The sequence below is a fragment of the Gammaproteobacteria bacterium genome, assembly GCA_029862005.1.
Taxonomy (GTDB): Bacteria; Pseudomonadota; Gammaproteobacteria.
On record JAOTYD010000053.1, the window covers coordinates 1 to 11,792 of the forward strand.

The 11,792-nt window shown below is 47.9% G+C and carries 9 protein-coding genes and 1 pseudogene; all 10 read right to left on the bottom strand.

Going from position 1 to position 11,792, the window contains the following annotated elements:
* Nucleotides 1-1,458, bottom strand: a 1,458-nt coding sequence (gene prsT, locus OES20_17800; protein ID MDH3636549.1) for a PEP-CTERM system TPR-repeat protein PrsT, incomplete at its 3' end; no start/stop codon positions are given.
* Nucleotides 1,459-1,751: 293 nt separating this feature from the next.
* Nucleotides 1,752-3,146: a hypothetical protein gene (locus OES20_17805; protein MDH3636550.1), complete on the bottom strand. Its 1,395-nt coding sequence runs from the start codon at nt 3,144-3,146 to the stop codon at nt 1,752-1,754.
* The gene (locus OES20_17810; protein ID MDH3636551.1) at nt 3,136-4,086 is read right to left on the bottom strand and encodes an XrtA-associated tyrosine autokinase; all 951 of its coding nucleotides are present in this window, start codon (nt 4,084-4,086) and stop codon (nt 3,136-3,138) included. Before OES20_17810 ends, OES20_17805 begins: the two co-directional genes overlap by 11 nt.
* A gap of 107 nt (nt 4,087-4,193) precedes the next feature.
* Nucleotides 4,194-5,750 carry a Wzz/FepE/Etk N-terminal domain-containing protein gene (locus OES20_17815; GenBank protein MDH3636552.1) on the bottom strand — a complete coding sequence of 519 codons (1,557 nt, stop codon included), beginning with the start codon at nt 5,748-5,750 and terminating at the stop codon, nt 4,194-4,196.
* A 21-nt stretch (nt 5,751-5,771) separates the two neighbouring features.
* A complete protein-coding gene (locus OES20_17820) occupies nt 5,772-6,371 on the bottom strand; it encodes a polysaccharide biosynthesis/export family protein (GenBank protein ID MDH3636553.1) in 600 nt (199 codons plus the stop codon).
* Between the two features lie 227 nt (nt 6,372-6,598).
* On the bottom strand, nt 6,599-7,975 hold the full coding sequence (gene prsR / locus OES20_17825) for a PEP-CTERM-box response regulator transcription factor (protein ID MDH3636554.1): 1,377 nt from the start codon (nt 7,973-7,975) through the stop codon (nt 6,599-6,601).
* On the bottom strand, nt 7,968-10,031 hold the full coding sequence (gene prsK / locus OES20_17830) for a PEP-CTERM system histidine kinase PrsK (protein MDH3636555.1): 2,064 nt from the start codon (nt 10,029-10,031) through the stop codon (nt 7,968-7,970). Before prsK ends, prsR begins: the two co-directional genes overlap by 8 nt.
* Nucleotides 10,032-10,440: 409 nt before the next feature.
* Nucleotides 10,441-10,721: pseudogene (locus tag OES20_17835) on the bottom strand (GIY-YIG nuclease family protein).
* A gap of 2 nt (nt 10,722-10,723) precedes the next feature.
* Nucleotides 10,724-11,068, bottom strand: a complete 345-nt coding sequence (locus OES20_17840; protein ID MDH3636556.1) for a GIY-YIG nuclease family protein — start codon at nt 11,066-11,068, stop codon at nt 10,724-10,726.
* Nucleotides 11,065-11,727: a lamin tail domain-containing protein gene (locus OES20_17845; protein ID MDH3636557.1), complete on the bottom strand. Its 663-nt coding sequence runs from the start codon at nt 11,725-11,727 to the stop codon at nt 11,065-11,067. The genes OES20_17840 and OES20_17845 overlap by 4 nt, the downstream gene beginning before the upstream one ends.
* Nucleotides 11,728-11,792: the final 65 nt, after the last annotated feature.

The window sequence follows — 11,792 nt, forward strand, 5'->3', positions numbered from 1 at the left end:
ACTCTTGCCTTGCGCCAGGTAGGTCAGCGCAACCAGGTTTGCTCCAAGCGATTGATCACGAAATGAGTTGTCAATATCTTTTGCCGTCTCTAGAGCCTGAGAAAACTGTTTTTCCCTGATATAACTCATGAACAAGGCTAACTTGGCCTGCTTAAGATTTGGGTCAAGTTCGAGTGCCCTTTTGAGTTCCTGTTGACCAATACCAACGGTATCGGGATTCCTGATCAGCGAACTTCCCAACTGCAAACGCGTACTTGCCTGGTCGGGTTTGGCTTTAACAGCTCTTTGCAAAGTCTCGAGACTTTCGACGGACTTGCCTTCCTTGAGATAAGCATCGCTCAATAACGATAAAACTCGAAAATTATTGGGCACTTTCTTATCGAGATCTTGCAGCACTTCCAGCGCCTTTTCGGAATTTTGTATCGCCAGTAACGAGGTGGCATAAACCAGCCGTGCCTGGATGTTGTCCGGATTACTGACAAAATATTGTTCCAGGTAACTAATTGTATTCTGGTAATTTTGCTGATAGAAACTGGATAATCCGGCCATAAACTGTGCGGGAGGATAACTCGGAGCTTGCGACAGTGCCGCGAGAAAATGCGCCTGGGCATCCCGATAATTCTTAGCCTTGAAGTCGATTAAACCCTCGGCATGTGCCAGCATCGGCCAGTTCGCACCGGCTTTCTTCAAATAATCTATATCGGATTCGGCCCCTTCGATGTCATCGAGCGAGATTCTGACCATGGCACGTCGTACGGAGTCAAAGTGAGGACTTTTTCTTATTTCAATCGCCCGGCTATAAGCCTTTTCCGCGGCATCCAGGTTGTTTTTACGCTGCTCTAGCTCCCCCATTTGACTCCAGGCCTCGGCTACCCCACCTTCGTGCTCCAGCAGGGGCAACAGCCATCGCTCCTGTGCCTCGATATTTCCGTTTACATTTTCAAAGACCGCCCAGGCGAGCCTTACCTCGGTCGCCTCCCCGTCCCGGTCAGATGCTTTTTCCAGAGCTTCGCTGGCAGCCTTCCTGTCACCAAGCATCAAGTGGGCGAGGCCCCGAAAGGCGTTTATCGTTGCCTGATCGGTAGCCGTCTGGGTATCGGCAAGTACAACTTCGTCTATTATTTTTTGACTTTCACCCGCTCGAAGATAAGCCTTCCCCAGGGGTACCGATAAATCGGTTTTATCGTAACCGAGGTCGATAGCCTTGTTGAGTTCCTTAATTGCTGAGGCACTATTTTGTGTTTCCAGGTATGCCTTCCCGAGAGCCACCCTCGCGCTTGCATTTTCGGGAGCCTGATTTACCGCGTTCTTGAATTCGATAATGGCACTATTCCATTCCTTTTTATCCAGATAGACCATCCCGCTCTTTATGTATTCCTCGGAACTGCGTTCCTGGGTGCATCCCGCGCCTAAACAGATCATGCAAACTAGAATTGCGGTATGAACAAATATTTTCACTTTCTTGTACCCGGTAGATAGTTTTCTGAATGCAGCCTGGTGTCGCCAAGTTGTGAAGCGACGCAGATTATACCAACTTGCCCATCGAAGAGAATCATGAAACCGATTCCATCCTAATGATTATTCAGGATCAGTGTGTGATAGGGTTCACGAGATAGCGTAACCCCCCCGGTAGTATGCAAATCTTCCGGTCGAAAGACTGCGGGCTTCGTGTGTCGTGTAGATTTTTTCAAGTCCAAAACTTCCGGTACTTCACCGTGAACGGTACCACACTGCGATCAACTCGGCCCCGTTTAAAAGGTAACGCGATACTCAGCGCTGAACACGGCTCGTTCGTATTCGCTGCTATCAAGCGTCGAATCCTGGTTCGTCAGGTCTAATGTAATATTAATTGTTTCAGAATTCGAATGTAGCCTGGTGTATGTCAGCGTTAGTTCCGTGAGATCGTTGATTTCCTCGTCTTCACTTTCCTGCCCCAGCAGGCTCACCCTGAAATCATCGCGCGGGCCTATCTCGCGGGTAAAAGATACTCTTATACCAGTGATCCTTTCATCCAGCGCAGTGTTTTCCTCTGATCGATCGGTTTGAAAGATCGAGGTCAGGAAAGTTGAATAATTTCCCGTCACCGCAAAATTCAGCGATGCGCGCTTTTGTAGCACCGGCAGGATCGATATCGATCGGGTTGTGGCCTGGGCAAGCTGATCTGATTGCAGTTGATTCAAAGTATATGTACGCGAAGTGGTGATTTCTTCTAGGTAATTAGCCGAGAATGACACATGTTGCACAGTATGTACGGCATCAAGACTGTAACTATTATCGTCACCTCGTTCGCCAGCACCGAAGCTGACCGAGGTTCGGCTGCTTGGTTGCCAGGTCAATCCAACCAACTTTTGATCGTCGTCAAATTCTGAAAAGTCAGTCTCGGTTCGGGTAACATCGAAAAAAGAACCCCATACCCGATTAAGCTGATAGCGAAGGTTGACATTAAGCGTGTCGATTTGCTCATCGTCATCGTCCAGGCCCTCTACCTGGCGATTTAATCGAGTGCTCCAGGTGAAATCATTAGGTGAGCGGAAATTATCTAGAGCAAGCTCTAATCTATGCCCATCGGTATCGTCTGTGTCGGAATCGGCATAATCCGCATAGTCCGCGCTCAGGTCGGCCCGATACTGAATCGTTTCGGTCACCCTGTCGGTAACTGTCGTATTGAACACAATCGTGCGTAATTCTTCCGAATTATCGTCGATAAAATCAGGATTGACATTCTGTACACCATTGATGTCGATGTTGGTCAATTGGCTGCTCGCCCTCAGCGAACTCTGCCATTTGCCCGGGCTGTGCTGATAACTGGATAAGAAATTTAATTCATGCACCTCCTCGTCGTCCTGGTCGAGATCCTGGCTGTTTACGACATTTACCAGGTAATCGAGTCGCAGGCTAGACCTGGCACCCATTGCAACCACGCTAATGCCCGGGGCCACGGTGGTTATATAACCGGACTCGTTCAGGGTATCGGTCTCGTTATCGACTAGCGAACCCCTGATGGAGACAAAGGGAACTATCTCAGTGTTTGCGTAAGTGACATTTGGCAATGTGATCCATACCAGGGCCGATAGAATCAGGTTCCGTTGACCAATGCGTGCAAGTTTCGCCCATTCGAATCGAAAACAGAACTCACTATTCTTCATACTTGCCATATGGACCGTAAGCACCCAGTACATTTTTCTCGCGCATCTTGTTGAGCACCAGCAACACGATTCGGTTTGACAGCATTTCCATGCTTCGCTTTACCATTTCGTGCCGGGTTTTCTCGGCCTCGATGATTAGAATAATTTGTCCCATGTGGGACGCCAGGACGCTGGCTTCAGTCGGCAGCAACAGTGGAGCCGAATCAAAAACAATAACCCTGTCGTCATAGCGTTTAGACAGTTCACTAATCAGGTTCTCCATTGCCGTGCTGGCAAACAGCTCCACCGCGTGTGGTGTTTTGCTGCCCGCAAACATCAATGACAGGGAAGGGATATTTGTTTTGTATATAATCTCGCTGAGATCCTTAACTCGACCCATCAGGAAATCAGTCAGTCCATTTTTCATTTCGATCCCAAAAAACTCGTGGTGCGAAGGTTTGCTGATATCAGCATCTATCAATAAAACCTTGTTATCCGTCTCCATCGCTATACTCATCGCCATGTTGATCGCAGAGAACGTCTTCCCTTCTTCGGCGACTGAGCTGGTAACCATGACCATGTTGGCGTTGTCCAACACCGTCGCACCCTTACCTTTTACATTATTGATTACCGGTCGTTTCAGCTGCCGGAAGGTGTTGGACAATTCGGTGCTGACGTTATCGGGCGTGATAAATCCTGCCATACTCAATTTTTTCAGATCGACATCAATTTGATGTGAAAAGGAGCGGGTTGGATTTATTGTCAAGACCTGGTCTTCGACATGTGAAGGCTCCCGGTTACCGGGGCTGGTCAGGTCAATATCAAGTTCTAAATCCGCGTATCGTGGAACATTGGTCTGATCTTCATAATTTGATAAATCCTTGTCCAACCGAATATCGATATCAAGCAAAGAGATTTCGCTAATATCCAAAGGATCACCCTCACCAGGCAGGTATGCCATGTCGGAATCCTTTTTTGTGGCGGGAAGGGATTTATTCAACTTTTTCCCCTCGCCCTCGGGATCTTCATTGCGGATTATTTTTTTTGTCCTGGTGAAAATACCCATGATTACATTACCAGATCCTTTAACCGCCAGAGTATCAAGATTCCCTGCGAATGCAGATAGGTAATAAATCCGGCACTACCCAGGAACACCAGGTTCACGAAACCGAACAGCACTACGTTCATGCGCCGCTTGCTGATCACACTGGGCGTATCGAATTTGCTAATTGCACCGAGAACCGACCCGCCTATATGCGTCATCAATTCCCTCGGGCTATAAAAAACCGGCTGTAAAAACGACAACAAAAGGCTAATTCCATACCCGGTGCCAATCGCAATTACGAGCACAACCAGGTCAAATAGTGCCCGATTCGGATAATCGGCACGCTGTGGCACGAAGGGGGGTTCGATGATTCTGAACTTGACCTGTTCCGAGCCAGCCTCGACATCTTCGGATATCTTGGCTTGCTCACGTCGAGCGACGAGCTCGGTATAATTTTTCCGATGAACCTCGTAATCTCGATTCAGGCGCTGTAATTCGGCTTCTATCTTGGGAACGATATCCACGAGCTTTTTCAACTCTGCCTGTTTTTTCCGAACCGACCTGACGCGCGTATTGACCGATGAAATATCGGCTTCCGCTTTGCCCAATGAAATTTGTAACTCCTGGTAGACAGGATTATCGAGAATAGACTTGGTCGCAGCCCGATGAATAGTCTCTTTTTCTTTTCGTTCGCGCAGTGTATCGAGAACATGCTGTGCATTTATAACATCAGGGTGTTCCTCGGTATAGAGTAGTAATAGATCATCCAACCGCTTCTCCTGCTCTTCGATCCGCTCATCGAGACCCGTTCTGAGTACAGCCCCCTGTTCGACCTCCTGGGACTTAAGTTCATCAATCTGGAATTTTATCTTATTTCTGCGATTTCTAAGTTCAGATAAAATCAGCTCGGACTCCTCAAGTTGGGCTTCAGTTTCCTGCAGTTGCGCGAAGTAGTTATTGCCGTCTCTTGGCATTAAGCCGATATTTTTGCGTATAAAGCTTTCACGTCGTTCTTCCGCTTCTCGCAACAGGCTGTCATATTTCTCGATCTGGTTATCCAGGAACTCAATTGCCGAGTCGGATTCGGTAACCGATTTACCGAGGGTATCCTCGACAAAAATATCGAGCAATGTCTGCACCATTTGCCTGGCTTTGGTCCGGCTGGTATCGGTGTACGTAAGCGTGTAAATTCCACTTTTCGGGTCGGCCGAAATATTGACTCGATTACCGATGCTCTCTACCAATCCTTCCATCTGCGTAGGTCCATCAACATTGAGATCCATATCCATGATTAGGATCGCCCTTTCCAGGTTTGGCCTGCTGAGCAGCTGGCGGACCATAAGCTGAACCGTCGCTTCAAAATCAGTCTCTATCGCGAGGCCGCGCAAAAGGGGTTTCAGCACCGAAGTGGAGTCGATGTAAACCTTGGTTTCAGCCTTATATCGATTCTTGATCTGATCAACGTAGATAAAACCAGCGATCAATACAACCCATGCAATCAAAATCGCGAGCCAGCGATTCTTCCAGATACCGCGTGCGTAGTGCAGTAATTGCTCTTTTAGATCGCCCAGCTCTTCCATGGAGTGTATATTTAAATTCTACTAAAACGAGGATTCGGGGATTATGATCGTGTCCCCCGGTAGTACTGCCCGATTCATGCTGATGTCCCCATCATTGATCAGTGAGTCCAGTTTGATAACGTAAGCCGTGTCGACCCCGTTTTCCTTGCGGATCAACTTTGCATTGTCACCATCGGCAAACTCGGATAATCCCTGGACCGCGATCATAACGTCCAGCAGTGTCATGCCAGCACGGTAAGGTATTACCATCGGATTGGTGGCATTGCCAATAACACGGATCTGCTGATTTACGGTACTGTTGAAACTTGAAACAATGACCGTAACCCGCGGTGTGCGGATATACTGAGATAGCTCAGCCTCGATCAGACCGCCGATCACCGGTGCTTCCAGTCCGGTCACTTCTAACTCGGTAATCAAGGGAGAGGAAATCTTTCCATCGGGGCGCACAATTACATTGGAAGACAATTCAGGGTTGCGCCAGACGAAAATCTGCAGCTGGTCACCCGGGCCAACAACATAACTGGTTGACTGGCTTGGCTGAGTGTTAGGTAAAAGCTTACCACCGGGTGAAGAGCAACCGAGTAATGTTGTAAGCAATACCATGGGTATCATTATATTCATACGGATCATGGTTTATTCCGTTAGCTGATTAGAGTTATACAAGTCTACCGAACGCAAGGTAGATATGCACCAAACCTTCGATTTTTCAATAAATAAACGTAGCATCCTATCAAAAGCTCTAATCCTAGGCCAGATAACAGCCCCAGTTAATACCAGCGTTGCTAGGCAAGTCACACTTTAGTGGTCATCTTGAGATGTTTTAATGCTTTGCGCAGGGACAGCGCGATTTATTCGTCAATCTCGATTTTGAGTCGTTCGATCAGCGAATATAACGTCGGCCGTGATATTTCAAGTAGCTTCGCAGCCTTTGAAATATTACCTTCAACCTGATCCAACGCGCGCAAAATAGTCCGTTTTTCGGCAATACTCCGGGCCAGCGCCAGGTTAAGCGCTTGTTCTGCCTCGTCATCATTCTCTGGAACCCTACCCGGATCATTTTTGAGCTGTAAGTCCTGCGGTTGAAGATAGGATTCTTCAGTCATGATGACGGCCCGGCGTATAATCTTTTCCAGTTCGCGAACATTGCCCCGGCACTCATAGTCAAGCAATGTATTTTCAGTCGCCTGGCTCAAACCATGGATCTTCTTCCCCTGTTCGGTTGCATATTTTTCCAGGAACACCCGGGCGAGGACGACGATATCATCATCCCTTTCCCGCAACGGTGGTAACTCGATCGTGATATCGCTGATGCGAAAGTACAAGTCTTCCCGAAAACTCTTCTCCTGGATCATCTCGTTCATGGGTCGATGGGTTGCACAGACGACGCGTACATCAACCGGGATTTCCTTCGTGCCACCGACCCGCTCGATAACACGCTCCTGCAGAAAACGCAGCACTTTGGACTGCAATTCAACCGGCATGTCGCCGATTTCATCGAGAAATAGCGTCCCGCCATCAGCCATTTCTACCTTTCCTTTCTTTTGGCTGGTAGCGCCGGTAAACGAACCTTTTTCATGGCCAAACAATTCACTCTCGAGCAGGTTCTCGGGAATGGCGGCACAATTTATCGCAACGAAGTTGCCCTCCGAGTACCCACTGAGGCGATGAATTGCGCGCGCAATCAATTCTTTGCCGGTACCACTCTCACCGAAAATTAGCGCACTCAGATTGCTGGGCGCAATTTTTTCGACCATTTCGCAAACTTTCAACATCGCGGGACTGGAGGTAATCACCCCATCGAGCGGCGAGGTATTTTTCTGCTCCTGCAAAACCCTGTTCTCATGCTCTATCTGATGCAAGTGATAGGCTCTTTCTGCGACAAGCGGCAGAATTTTCGCGTCGATGGGTTTATGAAAAAAATCATAAGCGCCCATTGAAATCGCCTTTAATGCATTTTCCCGGTCCTCCTGGCCGGTAACCACAATGACTTTAGTCTCTGGATAATCGGTTATTATTTTTTCCAGGATCGAAAGCCCAACCGTAACCCCGCCGGGGTCAGGTGGCAAACCCAGGTCGAGGGTGACGACCGAAGGATTATGCTTCTCGAGTTGCCTGGCAGCGGTTTCCATATCTTCGGCTTGCAGCACTTCAAAATTTTCAAAACACCACTTAAGCTGCGAGCGCAGGCCGGGATCATCTTCAATAACAAGTAATTTCTTATTCATATTCGACCGGTAATAAAATTTTAAAACGGGTGCCAACGCCTGGTTCACTGGTGACTGTGACATCTCCGTCAATTGATCGAATAAATTCGCGGCTCTGATAGACCCCCACACCCATACCCGAAACACCCTTAGTGCTTTCAAATGGTTTGAAAAGTCTATTATTAATAAACTCTATCGTCATACCCACGCCATTATCTTCAATGACAAGCTCGATTTCAGATTTCCCGGGGCACCTTGTAACAATTTTAACCCGGCCATCCTTGTTGGTTGATTCTACTCCATTTTGGACAATGTGCCTGATGGCCGACATCAATTGCTGCCGGTCTACTCGTATCGTTGGAGTCCTATCAAGATCACTAATCATCGCAACGTCGACGGGTAGATGTTGATATGACGCTACAATTTCCTCTAGAAGCGGGATTAAAGGAAATTTCATCAAGGTAATTTCCTTTTCCGGGTCTCGCAGCTGTTCCAGCAGCCTTTGCATTTTCTGAGTTGTATGGCTGACGGTGTCGATCATGTCGTCAATAAATTCAGGATTTCGTTTATGCGAGCTTGCGTTTTCAACCAGTAGCGATAACTGGCTGAACACCGTCTTCAAGTCATGCACCAGGAAAGCCGTCATTTGATCCAGGTCCTTAAAGCGTTGAGCAACCTGCAGTCGTGCATCGGCTTCGTTCAGGAAAAGTGCGAGGGCGACGTGATCAGTCACTGTTTTTAAAAGATCTTTATCCTCTATATCCAGAGTTTGTTTTACCCGTGGCTGCTCCAGGTGAATGTATCCGAATAGTTCCTCGTTAATCTCCAGTGGAAGAATCAGCCAGCTGCGTGGATTCGATAGCACCCAGTGGTTGGTCTCTCCGGACTTGTTTAGTTCTCTGGATAATTCGGCAACCGTAAGCATCCCTTGCTTGTTTCTTATAGCTTTAATCAACGCCGAATCATTTTTTTCGGAGTCTGTGCTGACGGGATCCGTTTTCCAGGCTGCTTTGTAGACGAACAAATGTTCATCCCGGATCCACAACGCTCCGCCCTTGCTATCGACAATTTGTCCCGCCGCCTGAATCGCTCTCTGGTAAATTGAGACGCTGGGATCGTGGGTTAAAATTGTTTGCGAGAATCGGTCCCATTCTTCACGGTAGTCATATTTATTCTGAAAACTGTAACTCAGGTATCTTCTAAAACGGGTTCTGATGTCTGTGGAAAAGAATAACACCGCGAGTAATACCAGCGTGGCCAAAAGGAAGGAGGCCTGAGCCAGTTTGCCCCACTCTGCACTGGTTCCCTTGATGTAATAACCGGCCAATGCCATCACCAGCAGATACAATCCGGTTGCAAATAATGTAGTCGAGTGGAGAACGAATTTTCTGGAGATATGTATATCCGGCGCCATCCTCGGATTCCTGACTGCAGCCAAAAGCAAGGTAGGAATCGCAATTACATTCACAATGCCGCGTGCACTCCAGAAATCATAATCGATTCGTTGTAACAGCAATGCGTTTGAAAATACAAAAAAATCATAAACAAAGATGGCAGCAGCACTAATACAAAGTAATTTAATGCTGTATCGATCAGCCTCGGCGGTGTTTCGAAGCACCTGTTCGATCAATAATAATCCCAGAACCGAAAAACCCAGCATCCAGCTAATTAGGATTATCGTGGGCACCTCCATCTTGAAGAATGAGACCAGTTCATCATTGAGGCCCAGGAAAACAAGTGCCACGAGGAATAAAATTCCCACGTTGATTGGCGACAGGGGATTCGAGATTTGATACTTGGTTGGCCCTTCGATGAAGTAACCTGCGGCACGTTGGAGGATGTGGAACCAGACGAAATAACGCAGAAACTCGGCGATCGTTATTAGCTTGAAGGATAACGACGGACCGACCTGGCTTAGCGTCAGCGTTGCGCTCCAGGCCAGCGTTACAACGATCAGTAATAATAAAGATTTATTGGTTTGCTTCCGAATACCAATAAAGTAGATGACCAGCAAAAACAGGTACGCAATCCCGCTTGCTAAAAAGCTGACAAAACCCAGTGATAAAAATAATTCCAATTCTTTTCCCGGTAAGCAAGAAGAACTATTTCGCTATTACAGGATCTTTCCTCTTGAAGATGCCTGAGATAAAGCTATTCGCTAACTGAATTCTAACCGATCTGCACTTACGCAAGCAGCTCTTAATCAACGAAGCTAGCATAGCTACTGTAAGCTGCTCAATCGATCGGTTCACAAAACACCCAACAGTAGTGGCGACCCAGGTGCGAACCGCAAGCTAAAGGACCTTTAGCAAACAATACGACACCGCTGCGCCGAAGCTTCAGATCAAGTTTCTGAAATATAAGCAATCTGTCATCCCGTGTCTCTTGGTGACTATAAATCCGCCGGTCCGACGTATAGGGTCAAGCCGCGGTATGACAGAGGAGTATGTCATCCCGCGGTTTAACCACGGGATCCAGTAATCTCATTAATAAAGGTCAGTCCATTGAGGATTACTAGTTTCGATCAATGCTAGTATCCATTTTCGTTGCCATTCCTTGAGTCGTTTTTCGTGGTGTATTGCAGCTGTTACATCCTCATGTTGCTTAAAGTAGACCAGATGGTGAATCCTGTACTTTTTGGTAAATCCGACAACTTAAGGTCATTCTTATGCTCATAGACGCGTTTATTTAGGTCCGATGTGACTCCAACGTAAAGTGCTCCATTTCTTTTACTGGCCATTATGTATGTGTAATAGGTTTTGTTCATGTTTACTGGATCCCGCCGGTCCGACGCTTCGGGTCGAGCCGCGGGATGACAAATTTGGGGGCGATGTCGTCATAAAGGTCGTGCCATTCGGGATTTTGCTGCTCTATTAGATCGAGTTTCCAGAGTCGGTGCATTTTCTTGATTGCAGTTTCGTGCTGAGATGCCAAAGCGATATCTTCGTGGCGTTCGAAATAGACCAGTCGATGAATTGCGTATTGGCTGGTTATACCAGCTATTAGATTGCATTTATGGTCCAGGACGCATCCTGCAAGATCGGGGGTCATACCGATGTATAGGGCGCCGTGGCGTTTGCTGGCCAGGATGTAGGTGTAGTGGGATTTCTTCATGGCTGGTGGATCCCGCGGTCAAGCCGCGGGATGACAATTTTGGTGCCGGGGATGGCAATTTTAAATCCAGGGATGACGATTTGAGATAGCGGATAAGCAGGTGTACGGCCTGATAATATGGTTGCCACAAGCATGGCGAGGAAGCCGCTAGGGAAGAGCCAGATCATGGCGGGTAGCGGCACTGTGTAAACGCCGGCAATGGCACTTCCTGCCAGACCCGGTGTTCCAATATCGCCGGGGCCGAAGGTATGTGATGTCAGTGTGGGGCCATAGTTTGACGCTAGCATGGGTAAACGAAACAACTCGCTCGATCGCCCCGCTTCGACGAAACCGGCGCCGTAATCCAGGCGCAGCAATTCTGTTATACCATTGCCAAAGACAATTTCATCCGCCCCGTTACCGAGCGTGAAATTGTTATAAACATAATCAGGCACGAATCCCGGATCGACACTCCGGGCAAGCGTCAGGTACTCGCTCGGCATAATCAACAGGTCGGTTTCGATCTTGTGACGGTCGCGGTCATCGTCGCCGATCGTGATATCGCGCAGATTGATTTCTTGATCGGTTGGGTTATAAAGTTCGAACCATTCGCCGCGCGCATCTGGTAATGCAACCGGATTGGCCATCACCTCGCTGATCAGCAGGTCGCTGACCAGCATCGCGGACCCCTGACCCGTATATACAATGAGTAAAAATATTATCCCGAAGTGGGCAATTCCTTTTG